Below are 16680 nucleotides of genomic sequence, written 5' to 3' on the forward strand. Positions count from 1 at the left end.
ATAATGAAGATAAAAAGGAGTTTAACCATGTTTATCGAGCAATTTTATGATGAAGGACTTGCACATCTATCTTATATAATTGGTGATGAAGACAAAGCAATCGTAATCGATCCTCATCAGGATGTAGGAGATTACCTTGATCTGGCGCTTAGGAAAAAGGTAAGAATAACACATATTTTTGAAACACATCGAAATGAAGATTATGTTATTGGCTCACGCTCGCTGGCCGAGCAAACCAACGCAAAAATTTATCATGGCAACCAGTTGGATTTTAAATATGGTAACTCTGTTAAGGAAAATGATGAATTTCAATTTTCAAATATTCTAATTAAAGTCTTAGAAACACCGGGACATACACCTGAAAGCATTTCTCTAGTTCTTTACAATACGACCTCTAGTGATTCACCCTTTGCTGTATTTACAGGGGATGTATTATTCGTCGGAGCCGTAGGCCGTACTGATTTATGGAAGTCTCGTAAAGAAGCTGCTGGATTTCTTTATGATAGTATTTACCAAAAGCTTTTGCCGCTTGGCGATCATGTTTTAATCTACCCTGCTCATGGTGCTGGATCAGTATGTGGAGAAGGGATGGGAACACATGATTTTTCTACAATAGGCTATGAAAAAAGTTATAATAAATCTTTACAAAAACTGAGCAAAGAAGAATTTATAAAAGATCAATGCAGCAGACAATTTGAACATCCACCTTATTTTGAGGAAATGGAAAAAAGGAATCTACGGGGTCCTGAAATATTAAATTCTGTTCCTCACCCGCGTCGGTTAAATGTTGAAGAAGTGGTAAAAAATAAGTCGGCGCAACTTGTTGATGTTCGGCCACCTGAAGGGTATGCCGGTGTTTCAATACCGAATAGCATAGCAATCCCGCATGATATGATCTCTAAATTTTCCGGGTGGTTTTTGGATTATGAAAAGGATATCATTTTAATTTCTGAAAACGAAGAAGATATGGAATCAGCAGTCATTCAGCTCGTTCGTTTGGGTTATACACGAATAAAAGGCTGGTTACCTGGTATCCATGCCTGGGAAATAACAGGCAAAGAATATTGGCATTTCCCTGTTGTGCATGCACAGGAAATTAAAAAACGTCTCGAGAAAAATAAGCAATTTATACTTCTTGATGTGCGCGCGGACAATGAATGGAACGAAGGGCATTTACCTGGCGCAAAACATATCTACCTTAGTGATTTACCAGAACATATAAAAGAGTTGCCCCAAGATTCAGTTATTACAACATTTTGCGGCAGCGGCCGCAGAGCTACGATTGCTGCTTCTTTATTAAAGCAAAGGAATTTTAAACAAGTGGAAATCTGCTTCGGCTCAATGGCTGCTTGTAAAGCAATCGGATGTCCAATTGAATAAATTAAAATCCCATAAGGCGATGAAGCGAGGTAAATTTACTTTTTTATACACTTAACTATCAGCCAATAACTGAAAGATCCTAACAACATTCCAATGACAAAATAAAGAGGATCCATATTAAATGTGGATAGTGCAGTAATAGATGGTCCTGGACAGTAACCTGTTGCGCCCCAGCCTATGCCAAAGATGATGCTGCCAAAAATGAGTTGTTTGCTTATTTTGGTTTTTTCTGGAATGTAAAAAGTTTCAGCCAGTTTAGGCTTTTTTGCCCGAAAAACAATTTTGTATCCAATAAAAGTTGTCAGTACGGCGGACACCATCACTACAAGTAAAGTTGGATCCCATGATCCAAAAAAATCTAAAAAATTTAAAATCTTATAGGGATTAGTCATATTGGAAATACTCAATCCCGTTCCAAATAGAATACCAATTAAAAAAGCCGATAAAATATACATATCAGTATACTCCTATCAAATGGCGCATAATCAATGTTGTGATAACAGCAGATATAAAAAAGGTAATTGTGGCAATAACTGAGCGTAAGGATAAACGGGCCACCCCACAAACTCCATGGCCAGCTGTGCAGCCATGCCCCATACGTGTACCAAAGCCCACGCAAAAGCCGCCTAAAATTAATATTAAAATTGGAAAATTCACCCGTAATGGAAATTGTATGGCGGGAAATAAATAATAGGACAAGCCCCCTGTTATTAGACCGAGGATAAAAGCGGCACGCCAAAACTCTATTTTTTTACCAGGTGGGCACAAGCCATGAACCATACTGCTCATTCCAGCTATTCTTCCATGTATTAACATAAGCAAAACAGCGCTCAGGCCAATTAAAAAACCGCCTAGTAAGCCTTTATAAGGGGTAAAAACGGTATAATCCATGATTTATCTCTCTAATAATTTTTATTTCAATAATAGGGCAAGAATTACAGTTTTGCATAGAGGATGAGTGGTTTACAATTACATTTCAGAGAGTCAAGCATGGAATTAATAATTCCAGGAAGAACCAAATATAATGAATAATCAGATAGAGCATGGCCACAGTAAAAAAGAGATAAAAGAGCGCATTTCCTCCCCTTATAAGCAAAATTATCTTAGGGATTGGATATATGGGGGCATAGATGGAGCAGTTACCACATTTGCCATTGTGTCTGGTGTTGTAGGCGGCCACTTATCTGCACTTGTGATAATAATACTTGGGTTTGCTAACCTGCTTGCAGATGGTTTTTCAATGGCCGTTAGCAATTATCTGGGAACAAAATCAGAAGAAGAACAATATGAAAAATATATGTCTATTGAAGAAAAACACATGGATTTAGTGCCAGAAGGAGAAAAAGCAGAAATCAGAGAAATATTTAAACAGAAAGGGTTATCGGCAAAAACCCTGGATTTAGTAGTTAATGAAATTACGTCCGATAAAAAATTATGGATTAAAACCATGCTGCAGGAAGAGTATGGGCTACCCCAAACACCTCGAAATCCGATAAAAGCAGGAGTTTATACGTTTTTTTCCTTTCTTCTGTTTGGTTTAATTCCCTTAATGCCTTATGTTCTTCAAATAGAAAATCCTTTTTTCTGGTCTTGTTTAGGAACAGGAATGACTTTTTTTATCATTGGATCGATAAAATCCCTTTGGTCCATTAAGCCCTGGTATTATTCCGGGTTACAAACATTTATGCTCGGAACGGCGTCAGCAATTCTTGCTTATCTGGTTGGTGGGCTATTACATTTTTATTTGGCATAATCTGCTGGTGATAAAAGGAATTGTCTCATGAGCTATTTTCTAACGCTTTGGGCTAAATCTGCTCAAACCAGTATTGGATTATTCTGGATGGCTTTCTGGGCTTTTGCTTTTGGTTATTTAATTAGCAGTATGATACAAGTGTTCGTCACCCGTAAACGTATGCAAAAAGCGATGGGTAAAACAGGTCTTAAAAGTGTCGCTTTAGGTACGTTTTTTGGATTTATATCAAGCTCATGTTCTTTTGCAGCCCTCGCCACCACCCGTGCTATTTTTACTAAAGGAGCAGGATTAATTCCCTCTTTGGCTTTTTTGCTGGCATCAACCAATTTAGTGATTGAGTTAGGCATTGTTATTTTCGTTTTTTTAAGTTGGCAATTTGTGGTCGGCGAATACCTTGGTGGAATTTTATTGATTTTATTAACATGGATATTGGTTAAATTAACGCTCAGCAAAGAACGAGAAAAACAAGCTCGTAAGCATGCACGTGAATTAAAAGAAGTCGATTTGGAAGAAAATCCACAAAACTGGAAAACTCTGCTAGCAAGTAAAGAAGCCTGGTATCGTGTTGCCAAACAATACCTTATGGAATGGAAAATGGTGTGGAAAGACGTCACTATTGGATTCACGGTTGCTGGAATGATTGCCGTATTTGTTCCGAAGATATTTTTTGAAACTCTTTTTGTTGGATCTTCGACGACAAATCCTGTCTTTTGGCAAATACTTTTACAGACACTTATTGGTCCTGTAGCAGCCTTTTTTACATTTATAGGTTCCATGGGAAATATACCTTTAGCAGCGGTATTATTTAGCAATGGCGTCAGTTATGCAGGAATCATGGCCTTTATATTCAGTGACTTGGTCGTTTTTCCAGTTTTACGCATTCAAGCTAAATATTATGGCTGGAAAATGGCCTTATATATTTTGGGTGTTTTCATGGCTGTACTGGTAATTGCATCTTTAATTTTACACTATAGTTTTACTTTATTTGATTTGTTGCCGCAAGTCGGACAAACTAAACAAGTCATGGATCGAGCATTTTTTGCCGTGGATTATACTTTGTTTCTCAATAGTCTATTTATTTTAATGTCCATTGCATTTTTAATTTGGATTTTAGCTGGCAATAAAATTCAACTTAGTATTAATGGCTGGACAGAAAGAAGTTTATTTTTTATAGCTCTAATAGCAATATTATGGCTGGTTATAGGGATATTTTTGTATTTTTTGTTATAAAAATAGCATAAAAACCTTCAAAGCAGCTTTAAAAGGTCAGGATTATTATTAAATGAAAAAAGGATTTATCTCATTGTTTTTATTCATTTGTGCTGCAAATGTGTGGGCAAAGCATCATATCGTTGATTTAACTGTTTCTTACGATACCGTTAATTTTACAGGCTATCCTGCCAGAGCGATTACCGTTAATCATCAGATTCCAGCGCCAACTCTGCGGTTTAAAGAAGGTGATACGGTAACAATCAATGTTCATAATCATTTAGATAAAGAAGCCGCTATCCATTGGCATGGCATTATTCTGCCGTGGCAAATGGATGGAGTCATGAATATCACGCAAAGAGGAATTCCTCCAGGGGGTACTTTTCGTTATCACTATACCCTACGTCAATCCGGAACCTATTGGTATCATTCTCATGCAGGTCTCCAGGAGCAAGAAGGGCTTTATGGCGCTTATATCATCGAGCCGAAGTCTCCGCCGCCTTTTTCATACAATAAAGACTTTGAAGTGGTTTTATCGGACTGGAAAAATACCAGAGCCGATCATATCCAGGCCAATCTGAAAAAAACAGGGGAGTATTATGCGCCAAGCTTTCCTTTGCAACCATCACTTTTAAATTTTATAAAAAGCTACAGCAAAGCATCCAAAGAAGAGCGTAAAAAATTATGGATGGATTATAAAATGATGCAGATGATGCGCATGGGTATTTTTGATTTAAGCGATGTGGCTTACGATACTTTTTTAATGAATGGTCATCCAACCTCGCGCCCCTGGACACGTCAGGTTAAGGTTGGGGATGTGATTAGATTACGTTTTATTGGCGCACCCGCCAATACTTTTTTTAATGTGAAAATACCAGGAAGTTTCATGCAGATGGTGCATGTCCAAGGAAATGATGTCGTCCCCTACCCCATAAAGGAATTTTTTATTGGGCCGGGAGAAACCTATGATGTACTCGTAAAAATTGAACAAGATAAACCCTACATCATTTATGCAGAATCTTTTGATAAAGTCGGGAAAGCATTGGGCGCTTTAATTACACGCCCCAACCAACCTATACCTTATGAAAGAGTAAAACCTTTTCCTGAACCTAAGCCTGTCACCCGCGATAAAATGAAAAACGAAAAAGCACGGGGTTTAAAACCCATGAAGAATATGGGAATGCAAAGCAAACTTCACCATCAACCCATTATAAACATCATTGCTGCTTCCCATGTTTCTTCCAACAAACAGAAAAAACATGATAGCACACACAAAAAATCCGTTACCGTTGGTACAAAATATCAAAATTTAAAAGATCAATATGCCACCAATGATCCTGGCAAGCCGATTTATAAAACCATTGAACTCAAACTGTTTGGCTTTATGGATCGTTTCATATGGTTTATAAATGGTGTTCCTGAATATAATGCAAAACCAATCAAACTACTGCCTGCAAAACGATATCGTCTGGTCTTTATCAATAACTCTATGATGCATCATCCGATGCATTTACACGGACATTGGCTTATCCTCAGAAATGGGCATAAAAGCCATGATCCGCTATTACATACCATTGATATCCCGCCAGGGAGTGAGGTGACTGCCGATTTGGATACAGATGCCAGTGGTCAGTGGTTTTTCCATTGCCATATGCTAAACCATATGGCTTCAGGTCTTGCCAGAACATTTCAATATACTTCCATTATCGAAATTGCCAAAGGCAAGGAAAAACCAAAAAATATTGTCAAACAAACACCGTATTATAATCGGCCCATTGTTCGGGTGGATGAAGTCCGTCCTATTCCTTTGCCCATGGTGGAGCATCCAGTTCACACGCCCAATAAGTTTTTTGCGGCATCCTTTATAGAATTTGGCGGTGATTTTTCCGATAATCGACAGACACTGACTTATTATGGATTATATGGTCCTGATTTTAACAAATTACAGCTCTTCATTAATGATGCTGAAATGGAAAAAGGCACGATCTCCAATGCCGATATCGATGTTTTTTATTGGCGTCAAGTCAGCCAGTTTTGGATGGTAAAAGGTGGGGCAAATTATTTTTATCGTCCTTCACAAACCCCTTACTGGCAGCCTGGCATCGGTTTTGAAGGCTTAATGTATTATTTTATCACTAATAATTCCAGATTTTATTACCATAAAGGCAGTGTGAAAGCGGATATTGAATTTGGACGTAATACCCAGTTGACCAATAATTTATTTCTAGGTACTCATATTCGAGCGATTGCTGCGACTAAAACTGTGGCAGCCGATGAAATTGGCAGTGGCCTTAATGAGACGCAATATGTGATTCGTCCAAACTATAGGCTTACGTCTGGAATTGCTGCTTTTATGGAATATGAATATACCAAATATCACAGTACTTTAAAAAATATCAGGCGAAGAATGGGGGAGCCGGTAACTGAAAACTCACTCTTTTTCGGGTTAAGCTTTATTATTTAAAGCCAGATTAAAATCACAGTGTATATGCAATTAATCAAAAAATATTTTATTTTCAATTATTACATAGCAGCATCAAAGCCATCATCAGCCATTTTTATCTTCATCAAGCCATTTTTGGGTTTGTTTTTTCCATTCAGCATAGCACTCATTGCCGCAAAAATACCGGACATAATCTTCCCCTTCAAACGAATTAGCGGCTGATTTTGGAACCAGTTTAAGGCAGGTATAACAGCTTTCTGTTTCGCAGTTTTCCTGGAGATTAAATTTTTCAAACGAAGTGAATAAGGGCAAGGCTTTTCTATCTTCTTCGGCATGTGCTTTGAGTGGTTCTGTATGGTGTCCTAAAGCCAATGCACCAATAATGGTATGTTCTTTAGGGATTTCTATTTGCTCTTTGGTAGAAGCCTCATCCAAGGTAACCCAGCAGCAACCAATATCAAGGGCGACCGCCGCCAGCCACATATTCTGCATGGCAGCTGCACCGCTGTATAACTGCTGATTATGCTTCTTTAACCACTTATCAATATCAACGCCTGTATCAACAGTCACGATAATTAACAGCTGGGCTTGAGAGAGAAATGAAGCATGCTGTGCTTTCTTAGATAATGTTTTCAGGGTGTCTTTGTTGCGAATCAGCGTAAAATGCCAGGGTTGTGAATTTAAAGGGCTGGGTGCGTATTGACCGGCTTGCAGTATTTTTTCAATGGTTTCCTTATTCAGAGGTTTATCAGAAAATTGACGTACCGCCCGTCTTCGTTTTATTGCTTCAAACAGTTCCATAAATAACCATCCTGTGTTTTCTATATTAATTAAGTAAAACAATGCTCATCACTCAGAAAAAGTGCAGAAAAACCGTTACCGGGGTAGTTTGCGCGTTGTTGATTTTCGCCAGCCAGCGCAAAATATTTTTTCTGCGATAGCAATTCCTCGAGTACCACGCGCATCTCTAATCTGGCAAGAGGTGCTCCTAAGCAAAGATGAATCCCTTGTCCCCAAACTAAACTATGTTTCGTGTCCCGTTCAAGCTTAATGGTGTTTGACTCATCGAAGACACGTGGGTCGCGATTAGCTGCAATCCACATCAACGACAGGTTCTCACCTTGTGGAATGGTTCTTTCAGCGATTTTAACTTCACGTGTTGTAACACGACGATTGGCGACAAGCGGGCCATCTGCGCGCAAAATTTCTTCGATTGCCTGAGGAATAAGCTTATGATCGTTTTTAAGTCTATCTTGCAGACTGAAATCTTTAGCAATATGGAATAGTAGAATACTTAATCCAGCAGCAACGGTACCGTGCCCGGCTGTCCAGTTGCGTAAGATACTTACGATTTGTTCATCATCTAATTTCGCACCATCCACCTCGGTCTTAAGTAGCGCATCGGTTGCGTTATTTTCAAACTCTAATGAAGCTCGGTGTTTATCTAAATTAGCCTTGACGCGTTCTGAAAAGAGTGTGGCCAGTGCTTTGCCAGCAGTTTGATCTCTATTAAAAGCAGCTTGTTGATTCTCATCCGCCCAGCCGCTTAAAAATTCCCATTGCTGCTCGGGCCAACCCAGAAAAGCACACAAGACTTGGAATGCAAACGGGGTAACAAAAGAGCGCATGAGTTCTGTTTTTTCATCAAAAGGTATAGAATCAATAATATCTCTGGCAATTTTGCGGGTTTGGGGCTCAAGGCTTGCCATTTGTTTTTTGCTAAAGTTGGGAGCTAAGGCTTTGCGGTATTTTTCGTGAATAGGAGGATCCATTCCGTTAGGAATCGCTAAAAATTGAGATTGATTACTAAAGATTTCTGGATCGGATAAAACAGTTGTAATATCTTGATGGTGAAATAGTGACCAGCCCATAAAATCGCTATGTGCTACTGGACATTTCTCCCGCATTTTATCATAGGCTGATCGTTGATTTTGCAAGACCGATTCATCTCTCGGGTCCCAGTCATTACGCGTCGTTTCATCCATTGTGCACGTCCTTGTTCAAATATTGGAATTGAAAAAAATCAAATGTAATTTCTTTTGTCTGGCATTTTAGTTATTTTAAACTATGAATCATAAGGTGGTGATTGTCACGTTCTTAACATTTTTGAAATACTTTACATTCTTTATTTTTACAAAAACGCATCGCTGTATATTTTAGATGAGGGAACTCCAGCCAGGAAGGCTTTTGTTTTTAGTTTATTGGTCGTTTCTTTCGGCCCACACACATAAACTTGAACACTATCGGTATTATTTAACTGTATCAATAATTGTTGTGCAATATCTGATTCCTGGTAACATCCATTACTCTTTAATACGCAGGGTAGGTATTGAAAATTCTGATAAAATGACGCCAGGGTTTCCAGTTCTTCAGCGTAATAGATGTCATCGTCCTGACAGCCCCCATGAATTAAGGTGATTTTGCCTTGGTGTTGTTTGCTTAATGCTGTTTTGGCGATAGCCAATAAAGGTGCTAATCCAGTACCGGTTCCGGCTAAAAGTATATCAAATGAAGATTGATTCGGATTCATATAGTAACATTTACCAAAAGGCCCTCTAATATGAACCATTGTGTCAACAGTTGCCTTTTTCCGAAACCATTGGCTCATTGCCCCATCTTCTTTAAGCTTGATATGCAGTTCAATGCAGCCTTCTTTTTCTGGCATGTTGGCGATGGAATAACTTCGTGATATCCCTTCAGGATTTAATAGATTCAGATATTGTCCTGGTATCCAGTTTTCCAAATGCTCTGCTAAAAGTTTTACTCGAATAACATTATGAGTGAGGGGCGTTAGCTCTGTAATCATGGCCTGTTGCTCACACTCAGCGGCATCTGGATTTTTGAGATGCAGTGTATTAGCGGGTTTGGCCTGACAAGCAAGAAAATATCCTTGAGATTTTAAGGTCTCAGGCAAGCCATCCTGCCATTTTGGCTCAATTACGGTATCGGTGGTTTTTATCAAACAAGCCTGACAAACTCCGGAACGACACGAGTTAGGATAATCAATATCATGTCGTAACAGGCAATCAAGTACTGACTCATCTTCTATTGATTGTAAGATTAGTTGGTTGTAATGCAGTTCGGCCATAATTTCACCTGTCTAACACATCATCACGCACGCTGTTAGCAATAGCTGCTACTTCCTGAATATCTTTTTCATTTGCGCCTAACTCTTGCAACGTTGCTCCCAGGTGCTCAATGACAATATCCACATGGGCATCATTCAAACTGCGCTTGATTAAATGGCGATGACCTTCGCGCATGTCTTTTCCGCTATAATGATTAGGGCCACCAAAAACCATGGTTAAGAAGCCCTTTTGTTTGAGGATTTGTTGTTCCATATCCACATCATCAAAAAAATGACTGACTCTATCATCGGTTAACATTTTGCGATAAAAGATATCAACCGCAGTATTGACGGCATTTTGACCACCTAAGCGATCAAATAAGGATTCAGACATGGTATACTCCTTAAAGATGTATTTGAAATACATCTTATAAAAAGAAATAATATCCGTCAAGAAATGATTTAGAGAGATTAGTATGCAGTTAACCCAGTTTACTGATTATTCATTGAGGGCATTGATATACATTGCTCTTAGAAAAGAATTGTGCACCATTAACGATATTGCCAATGCCTATGCAATTTCATCCAATCATTTGCTTAAAATCATTCACAATCTATCTAAGATGGGGGTGATTAAAACCACTCGAGGCAAAAGCGGTGGTATTACGATGGCGCAAAACCCTTCTGAAATTAACTTGGGCGAGCTGGTAATCAAGCTGGAGCCGAACTTTGATTTGGTGCCTTGTTTTAACAAGGAAAAGACAAATTGCTGTATCGCGCCTGCTTGCAAGCTAAAGCGTATTTTATTTGATGCCAAAGAAAACTTTTTAGCTGTTTTAAAAGAATATACGCTTGCGGATATTCTCGATAATCAAATGGCCTTGAAAGAATTGCTTCTATTGATGAGAAGACGTAGCTAACAAATCCAATTTTGGTTTCTTCGGCCAGCAATCAAGAAAAGCTTTTAGTACCTTGGCATGATTGTGTTTTTTATCTTTTGCAGCATAAAACAATATGATTTCCTTGTTTTTGGCTTTTGTCAGTATTTCTTCAACCAATTCTTGTTTGCTGCTAAGCTCATCGATATATTGACTTGCAAAGTCCAGCCATTTTTCCGGTTTATGGTTGAACCATTTTCTCGGCTCAGGACTGGGGGCTATTTCTTTTAACCACGCATCAATTGGAAGTTTATCTTTCTTTAAGCCGCGCGGCCATAACCGGTCTACTAAAAACCATAAGCCGTCTTTTGTTTCAGGGGGGTCATAGACTCTACAAATTTTGATATTTTTTTCGTTGGCTGTCATTTGCAATCCTTGGACATTTTTATATATGTTTCTCTGCAAGCAGATGACCAAAAATGCCTTGCTTGGGTTTTCCACTTTCATCCAGCTTATGCAATTGGCCTGGCTTCTCCTTATATTCCAAAATAGACCAGCCAGTGTCTTGATAAAAATGATAGAGCTCATTGCTTTCTGCCAGATAGGTAAAACTTTGAGGGTACATATAGGGTTCTGCTTTAATGGGAAAAACGAGAAAATGCATTCCCCCAGTGGAAGTTAGAGATTGCAGCTTTGTCAGTAACGATTTGACAGTGGGTGGGTTTAAAAATTGCAGGGTTACGGTGGAGTAGATAAAGTCAAAGGATTTATCTTTGATTGGAAGCGGTTGATTCAAATCATGAATATGGGTTTCAAGGTTTGCTAATCGCTCTTGTGCTGCGATATGACTAATATTCTCAATCGCTTCCCTATTCTTATCTATACCAATAACATTGTGTCCTGATAAGGCAAAAAACAATGGATTTCGACCCGAGCCGCAACCAACATCCAAAACGGTCATTTTTCTCTGCGCACTCAGGTATGTTTGATGGATAGTCCATAAGTCATTATGGATAGGCGCCAGGCGATATTTTTTCTCAAAATAGCGATGCGGTTGACAGCAAAACTCTAAAGTGGCTTTGAAATTACTGCTTGTTGAGGCAATTTTATGCCATGATGCAGGCGGTATCGCAAGCGTTGGGGATTTGGAGTTTAAGGTACGATGCGACAGTTCATGTCCATGCCCATCGAGAAAAACAAACTCAAGACTTCCTTCATGAACGGTCAAGTGTCCCCATGTGCCTTCTTTGGTGCTATGTTTATCAAGAAAAAATTGAAGATTTTTTTCGCTGCTTAGCTCAATTTTTTTGTATGTTTTTAAGTCTGTGATTGTCTGTTGATAATTCATAATTAAACCTGATGTTTTGAAGAGTTTACTAAGCCTAACTGTTTAACCAACATTGTGTCCAATGACCAGCGTCCAGCTCCTACAACCAATAGATAACAGGCGCCCATTAACATCGCCCAATCGGTCCTTGATTCGTGCATGAAGCTCCAAAAGCCATAGCGATTGAGCTCACGAACATGAAAAATCCACCAGTCCGTTCCTATCCAGATGGGAATTTTTGTGGAAAGAAACGCAACCACCATAATGATAATCAAAGGGATACTGGCAAGACGTGTGAAAAGACCAAGCAATATCAATGAACCACAAATGAGTTCTACCCAACCGACAAAAGGCCCCATGATATCAGGATATGGAATACCGATACCTATAAAGCGGCCTGCACCGAGTATATTAGGATATAGTAATTTTTGGATACCTTCTGGTAAGAAAACCAGTCCTACGGATAGACGGATGAATATCACCCACGGAGAGGTAGAGCTATATAACAGGTGTTGGAATAAGTTTTTATTCATGCAATCAACTCCATTTCATTGACCTTTTAAGTAATAACGATGGAAGCGATGCCAAATTAGTCCCAGCGCAATTAATAACAATCCTGATAACCAAATGGCCAGAGGCACCCAAAAAGCTAAAAACAAACAGGAAATAAGACCCGACACTGCAATGAAATTTGGATACAAGCGTTGTTCTTTGGGTAAGTACAGGGCGGATAGATTGGTAATCGAGTAATATATCAAAACTGTGAAAGCACTGAATGACCAGGTGGTTTCAACGCTGCCAATTAAGGTAAGAGCCATAATGGCAAGTCCAATGCCAATAACCGCAGCAACAGGTGTGCGATGCTTACTGGAAACCATTGCAAATGATTCCGGCAAATCTTGTTGACGACCCATGGCCAATGCCATCCGAGAAAGCCCTAATACGAGATTTAATAGTACGCCCAGCATTGCGGTACACGCACCAACAGCGACAAGGGTAACCAGTCCAGTTTGGTTCATGGCACTGGCGGCTATTTCAAGCGGGGTTGCTCGACTTTCTGTGACGGTTGCCAGTTGGTTTGAGCCGACAGAGCCAATGGCAACCAAAGCGACTAAAATATAAATGACCGCACTTACAATCAAGGTCAGAATAATGGCTTTGGGGATGGTGCTTTCCGGCTCTTTAACTTCCTCACCCATGGTAGCAATACGTCCATAGCCGGTATAAGCGACAAACATCAAAGCAGTCGCATACAAAAAATGGCTGGGTCCCTCTTCAGCCGTTTTTGGAAAAAAGGGAAAGAGATTTTGCCCACCATTTTGTATCAGGCTGGGGAATCCAAAAATAACAAAGACGGACAAAGATAGCAGGGTAATCGATACAATCACTAGGTTAGTTTTGTTTGAACGTTTAATACCGCTTAATACAATCAAGGTTAAAACAACCACAACGGTTACGGCAATGGGAATAATGGAAACCGACCGAAATCCAAACAGGTGCAAAAAATACCCTGCAAAACCCAAAGCAGCCGTTGCGGCAGAAGCTATTTTGGCGCATAAAAACATCCATCCTGCAGTAAATCCTATTGCCGGATGAAGATATCGATAACCATACTCATAAGTTCCACCACTCACCGGATGGCTGGCTGCAAGTTGCGCACTCGATAAGGCATTACAGGTTGCAACCAATGCCGCAAGTATAATGGCAAAAATAACTGACGGGCCGGTTACACCTGCTGCAACACCGATACTGACAAACACACCTGTACCGAGTATGGAGCCCAAGCCCATCATGGCTGCACCAGACAAGCCAAGATCACGGCGCAATTTGCGATGAGTGGTTTTATTGTTCATTCGCAATCCTTTGCCTAATAACTACTTGGTTTAACTACCATAGCATTTTTAATACTAACTATCAGTGCTGCATCATCTTTTTTGTGCTAAAAAGTGGGATGTGCATTGGCATTTTTCCTTGAGAAAATGCTTTATCAATCAGAAAAACCTGGTTTTGAACAGGCTGATATTCCTGTAAAAAGAATTAAAGTGCTGATTCATTAGGAAGACCAAAATTAGAGCTAGATATATCATCTTGAAATAAAGTGCTTAAAAATAGAACTAATTTTCAGTTCCCAGACGCCATATTTATCGATATACTTTTGCCTTAGTTGTTGGATTTAGCATCATGTTTTTTTGGATGCATATGGATTTACTATGAAAAACGCTAACTCAATTAAAGCTCTTTTAGCCGGTGTATCAGGTACAACTCTCCAATGGTATGACTTTGCGGTATTCGGTTATTTTGCGCCAATCATAGCAAGAACTTTTTTTCCAAGTGAGAATCATACGGCAGCTTTACTGAGTGCATTTGGTGTATTCGCTGTGGGGTATTTACTTGCACCACTTGGTGCAATTTTTTTTGGTTATATTGGTGATCGTTATGGGCGAAAGAGAGCATTAAGTTTAAGTATTCTCTCAATGGCCATTCCTACAGCAATGATAAGTTTAATCCCAAGCTATGCTGTAATTGGTATCAGCGCTCCGATTTTAATTACCCTATTCAGGGTGTTACAAGGGTTTGTTGCCAGTTCAGAGTTCACTGGCTCAGCTATATTTCTGGTTGAACATGCAAAACCAGAACGACGGGCATTCTTTGGTTGTTTAACCAGTTCAGCTTATAGTGCTGGAATGTTGTTAGCAGGATTAGGTGCCTCATTTTTTACTGCATCTTTTATGCCCTCATGGGGATGGAGACTCGGATTTGCAGTTGCGATTATTGCTGGAGTTGTGATTTTCTTTCTGCGACAGCATGTAGAAGAAACGCCTGTTTTCCGATCTTTGGACAGCAATAAACCTAGGGTTCCCTTTCTAACCGCCGTCCAGGAAATGCCATTGACTGTTATCGGCGTGATAGGGATAGCTTGGTTAGTTAGCATTATGACCTTTGGAACCCATGTATTCTCTGCAACTTATTTACACAGTTATTTTAACGTTCCACTCAGTCTGGCCACATTAATTATTACGATATCGCTGCTTGTAGATGCTTCTTTAGAACCATTCATCGCCTTACTTGCTGATAAGGTAGGACTTTTAAAAGTATCGGCGACAGGAATGATTGCGCTTATGATCTTTGCCATTCCTCTTTTTCATCTGCTTGCTTCTGGTAATTTAGCTTTGATTACAGCAGGGATGGTTTCAATGTCAGTTCTAATTGCAATCATCTATGCGCCTTTAAATGCTTATATGGTTTCATTATTTCCATCACATTATCGATATAGTGGTTTTAGCGTATCATTCAATATTGGCATTTCATTATTTGGCGGTACCACACCTTTATTCATGATGTGGTTGGTGAGCAAAACGGGTAATTTTATAGCGCCTGCATGGTATTATGTGTTTGGCGCCGCAATAGGGATTTTTGCTTTAATGATTTGTGAGAAGAGCCAGGAAAAAGAAAGCCAAAATTTCAATCCGGCATTCAGTTAATAAGGTGTTTGTATGAAGTTTTTTACCACTGCTAAGCATAAACTTACCTTTACGAGGCTCAGCGATTGTCTCGATTCTGCTCCAATTGCAGCAAAGTGGGCTGAAGATGAATGGGGTTATATTAGAAATAAGGGTGTTGAGTTTCGAGAACAGGTCCTTCGTGAAATCAGTGACTATGTGTATATTGGTTTTTATGCAGGACAACCCGTTGCAATGTTTGCATTATTGCCTCATGAATACCACACGGAGATGGCTACGCGATTAAGTAAGTTACCCAATGCAACTGAACTAATGTATGTCTATGTTGATGAAAGAGTCCGAGGATTAGGTTTTGGTCGTCAAGTTGTTGATAAGGCTAAGGCAGTAGCGCACGATGCAGGTGCGCAATTAATTTACTTTGATACTCTGAAGCAAAGCTTAAATCGTTTTTATGAAAATCAAGGCGCAAAGCTTGTTTGTGAGGGACGCTTATTTACTGAGCCAACAGATGTTTTTTATATGAAAGCTTGAAAAACGGATTTGATATTGCATTAATGCTGATAATAGAAATTGAAAGCAACAAAACTATTGAAGCCCATATGGGCTTCAATAGTTAGAAAATACGTGAACATATCCATTAAGTTCTACCGCACAAAAATCATTGATAAAAAGATCACGGGCAAATGCGCCGTAATCAAAATAGGCCATCAAATTGTCCGGCAGTTTCTCACAGTAGCATTCATCGATAATTTGTTCAGCAAAATCAACTTCAGAATCATAACAACCGTGATACTGATCTTCTAACATCACTTTGGCATATTCCAGACCATAGTCCGCAATTAATGCCTGACCAAGTTCCTCATGCTCAGCAATAAATTCAGCATACTCTGTTATCGCGCTGATAGATTCAAATTCATGAATCTCAATATTACCGAATCCTTGATAATCATGGATTGCCCAATCGCCTGGATCTGAGACGGGGCTATCTTCAAGCATGGCTTGAATTTCCTCCATAATCGCATCTTCAGATTGATTTGCATCAATCCATTGACCATGCAGGTAGCCGCTATTATAAGATGCCAAACAAGCAACATAGATTTCCGGTGTGTCCATCGGGGTTGTCCTCCTTTTATATGACAATCAGAGAGCAAGCCCCTGCGGG

At 39.4% G+C, this 16680-nt stretch carries 18 protein-coding genes; 7 read left to right on the forward strand and 11 right to left on the reverse strand.

The features are described 5' to 3' along the window. Nucleotides 1-27 precede the first annotated feature (27 nt). Nucleotides 28-1380 (forward strand): MBL fold metallo-hydrolase, encoded by a 1353-nt coding sequence (locus E4T55_RS10940; RefSeq protein ID WP_058502989.1) that lies wholly within the window; start codon nucleotides 28-30, stop codon nucleotides 1378-1380. Nucleotides 1381-1415: 35 nt separating this feature from the next. Here E4T55_RS10940 and E4T55_RS10945 read toward each other — a convergent pair whose 3' ends face one another. Both E4T55_RS10945 and E4T55_RS10950 read right to left on the reverse strand, forming a co-directional pair. Further along, nucleotides 1416-1835, reverse strand: a complete 420-nt coding sequence (locus E4T55_RS10945; RefSeq protein ID WP_058502988.1) for a DUF6691 family protein — start codon at nucleotides 1833-1835, stop codon at nucleotides 1416-1418. Between the two features lies 1 nt (nucleotide 1836). Next, on the reverse strand, nucleotides 1837-2271 hold the full coding sequence (locus E4T55_RS10950) for a YeeE/YedE family protein (RefSeq protein WP_058502987.1): 435 nt from the start codon (nucleotides 2269-2271) through the stop codon (nucleotides 1837-1839). A 133-nt stretch (nucleotides 2272-2404) separates the two neighbouring features. On the opposite strand from E4T55_RS10950, the gene E4T55_RS10955 reads away from it, so the two are divergent. The 3 genes from E4T55_RS10955 to E4T55_RS10965 are packed head-to-tail and all read left to right on the forward strand — an operon-like array spanning nucleotide 2405 to nucleotide 6806. Then, nucleotides 2405-3133, forward strand: a complete 729-nt coding sequence (locus tag E4T55_RS10955; protein WP_058502986.1) for a VIT1/CCC1 transporter family protein — start codon at nucleotides 2405-2407, stop codon at nucleotides 3131-3133. 27 nt (nucleotides 3134-3160) lie between these two features. Then, on the forward strand, nucleotides 3161-4363 hold the full coding sequence (locus tag E4T55_RS10960) for a permease (protein WP_058502985.1): 1203 nt from the start codon (nucleotides 3161-3163) through the stop codon (nucleotides 4361-4363). Nucleotides 4364-4415: 52 nt separating this feature from the next. Next, nucleotides 4416-6806 (forward strand): multicopper oxidase domain-containing protein, encoded by a 2391-nt coding sequence (locus E4T55_RS10965; RefSeq protein ID WP_058502984.1) that lies wholly within the window; start codon nucleotides 4416-4418, stop codon nucleotides 6804-6806. A gap of 84 nt (nucleotides 6807-6890) precedes the next feature. Here the strand turns inward: E4T55_RS10965 and E4T55_RS10970 are convergent, their stop codons facing one another. The 4 genes from E4T55_RS10970 to E4T55_RS10985 form a co-directional block, all read right to left on the reverse strand. Then, nucleotides 6891-7586: a DUF3330 domain-containing protein gene (locus tag E4T55_RS10970; protein ID WP_115325349.1), complete on the reverse strand. Its 696-nt coding sequence runs from the start codon at nucleotides 7584-7586 to the stop codon at nucleotides 6891-6893. Between the two features lie 29 nt (nucleotides 7587-7615). Beyond that, nucleotides 7616-8770 (reverse strand): cytochrome P450, encoded by a 1155-nt coding sequence (locus E4T55_RS10975; protein ID WP_115325350.1) that lies wholly within the window; start codon nucleotides 8768-8770, stop codon nucleotides 7616-7618. 146 nt (nucleotides 8771-8916) lie between these two features. Then, nucleotides 8917-9873, reverse strand: a complete 957-nt coding sequence (locus E4T55_RS10980) for an FAD-binding oxidoreductase (protein WP_058502317.1) — start codon at nucleotides 9871-9873, stop codon at nucleotides 8917-8919. A gap of 4 nt (nucleotides 9874-9877) precedes the next feature. Beyond that, the gene (locus E4T55_RS10985; RefSeq protein ID WP_058502316.1) at nucleotides 9878-10246 is read right to left on the reverse strand and encodes a group I truncated hemoglobin; all 369 of its coding nucleotides are present in this window, start codon (nucleotides 10244-10246) and stop codon (nucleotides 9878-9880) included. Between the two features lie 82 nt (nucleotides 10247-10328). On the opposite strand from E4T55_RS10985, the gene E4T55_RS10990 reads away from it, so the two are divergent. Next, nucleotides 10329-10772, forward strand: a complete 444-nt coding sequence (locus E4T55_RS10990) for an Rrf2 family transcriptional regulator (protein ID WP_058502315.1) — start codon at nucleotides 10329-10331, stop codon at nucleotides 10770-10772. Here the strand turns inward: E4T55_RS10990 and E4T55_RS10995 are convergent. The 4 genes from E4T55_RS10995 to E4T55_RS11010 are packed head-to-tail and all read right to left on the reverse strand — an operon-like array spanning nucleotide 10749 to nucleotide 13910. Then, nucleotides 10749-11156 (reverse strand): DUF488 domain-containing protein, encoded by a 408-nt coding sequence (locus E4T55_RS10995; RefSeq protein ID WP_058502314.1) that lies wholly within the window; start codon nucleotides 11154-11156, stop codon nucleotides 10749-10751. The genes E4T55_RS10990 and E4T55_RS10995 overlap by 24 nt on opposite strands. Nucleotides 11157-11175: 19 nt before the next feature. Then, nucleotides 11176-12078 carry a methyltransferase domain-containing protein gene (locus E4T55_RS11000; RefSeq protein WP_058502313.1) on the reverse strand — a complete coding sequence of 301 codons (903 nt, stop codon included), beginning with the start codon at nucleotides 12076-12078 and terminating at the stop codon, nucleotides 11176-11178. Between the two features lie 2 nt (nucleotides 12079-12080). After that, nucleotides 12081-12590: a DoxX family protein gene (locus E4T55_RS11005; protein WP_058502312.1), complete on the reverse strand. Its 510-nt coding sequence runs from the start codon at nucleotides 12588-12590 to the stop codon at nucleotides 12081-12083. A gap of 15 nt (nucleotides 12591-12605) precedes the next feature. After that, nucleotides 12606-13910: an APC family permease gene (locus tag E4T55_RS11010; RefSeq protein ID WP_058502311.1), complete on the reverse strand. Its 1305-nt coding sequence runs from the start codon at nucleotides 13908-13910 to the stop codon at nucleotides 12606-12608. A 357-nt stretch (nucleotides 13911-14267) separates the two neighbouring features. On the opposite strand from E4T55_RS11010, the gene E4T55_RS11015 reads away from it, so the two are divergent. Continuing rightward, nucleotides 14268-15539 (forward strand): MFS transporter, encoded by a 1272-nt coding sequence (locus E4T55_RS11015; RefSeq protein WP_058502310.1) that lies wholly within the window; start codon nucleotides 14268-14270, stop codon nucleotides 15537-15539. Nucleotides 15540-15551: 12 nt separating this feature from the next. Next, nucleotides 15552-16049, forward strand: a complete 498-nt coding sequence (locus E4T55_RS11020; RefSeq protein WP_058502309.1) for a GNAT family N-acetyltransferase — start codon at nucleotides 15552-15554, stop codon at nucleotides 16047-16049. A gap of 75 nt (nucleotides 16050-16124) precedes the next feature. Here E4T55_RS11020 and E4T55_RS11025 read toward each other — a convergent pair whose 3' ends face one another. Beyond that, on the reverse strand, nucleotides 16125-16631 hold the full coding sequence (locus E4T55_RS11025) for an antirestriction protein ArdA (RefSeq protein ID WP_058502308.1): 507 nt from the start codon (nucleotides 16629-16631) through the stop codon (nucleotides 16125-16127). Nucleotides 16632-16680 lie beyond the last annotated feature (49 nt).

It is taken from the genome of Legionella israelensis, assembly GCF_004571175.1.
Classification (GTDB): Bacteria; Pseudomonadota; Gammaproteobacteria; order Legionellales; family Legionellaceae; genus Legionella_D; species Legionella_D israelensis.

Coding starts and splice junctions, on each gene's coding strand:
- E4T55_RS11025 (WP_058502308.1), bottom strand. CDS start 16,631: ATGGACACACCGGAAATCTATGTTGCTTGTTTGGCATCTTATAATAGC.
- E4T55_RS10995 (WP_058502314.1), bottom strand. CDS start 11,156: ATGACAGCCAACGAAAAAAATATCAAAATTTGTAGAGTCTATGACCCC.
- E4T55_RS10950 (WP_058502987.1), bottom strand. CDS start 2,271: ATGGATTATACCGTTTTTACCCCTTATAAAGGCTTACTAGGCGGTTTT.
- E4T55_RS11015 (WP_058502310.1), top strand. CDS start 14,268: ATGAAAAACGCTAACTCAATTAAAGCTCTTTTAGCCGGTGTATCAGGT.
- E4T55_RS10970 (WP_115325349.1), bottom strand. CDS start 7,586: ATGGAACTGTTTGAAGCAATAAAACGAAGACGGGCGGTACGTCAATTT.
- E4T55_RS10960 (WP_058502985.1), top strand. CDS start 3,161: ATGAGCTATTTTCTAACGCTTTGGGCTAAATCTGCTCAAACCAGTATT.
- E4T55_RS11005 (WP_058502312.1), bottom strand. CDS start 12,590: ATGAATAAAAACTTATTCCAACACCTGTTATATAGCTCTACCTCTCCG.
- E4T55_RS10965 (WP_058502984.1), top strand. CDS start 4,416: ATGAAAAAAGGATTTATCTCATTGTTTTTATTCATTTGTGCTGCAAAT.
- E4T55_RS10955 (WP_058502986.1), top strand. CDS start 2,405: ATGAATAATCAGATAGAGCATGGCCACAGTAAAAAAGAGATAAAAGAG.
- E4T55_RS10985 (WP_058502316.1), bottom strand. CDS start 10,246: ATGTCTGAATCCTTATTTGATCGCTTAGGTGGTCAAAATGCCGTCAAT.
- E4T55_RS10975 (WP_115325350.1), bottom strand. CDS start 8,770: ATGGATGAAACGACGCGTAATGACTGGGACCCGAGAGATGAATCGGTC.
- E4T55_RS10980 (WP_058502317.1), bottom strand. CDS start 9,873: ATGGCCGAACTGCATTACAACCAACTAATCTTACAATCAATAGAAGAT.
- E4T55_RS10990 (WP_058502315.1), top strand. CDS start 10,329: ATGCAGTTAACCCAGTTTACTGATTATTCATTGAGGGCATTGATATAC.
- E4T55_RS11010 (WP_058502311.1), bottom strand. CDS start 13,910: ATGAACAATAAAACCACTCATCGCAAATTGCGCCGTGATCTTGGCTTG.
- E4T55_RS11000 (WP_058502313.1), bottom strand. CDS start 12,078: ATGAATTATCAACAGACAATCACAGACTTAAAAACATACAAAAAAATT.
- E4T55_RS10945 (WP_058502988.1), bottom strand. CDS start 1,835: ATGTATATTTTATCGGCTTTTTTAATTGGTATTCTATTTGGAACGGGA.
- E4T55_RS10940 (WP_058502989.1), top strand. CDS start 28: ATGTTTATCGAGCAATTTTATGATGAAGGACTTGCACATCTATCTTAT.
- E4T55_RS11020 (WP_058502309.1), top strand. CDS start 15,552: ATGAAGTTTTTTACCACTGCTAAGCATAAACTTACCTTTACGAGGCTC.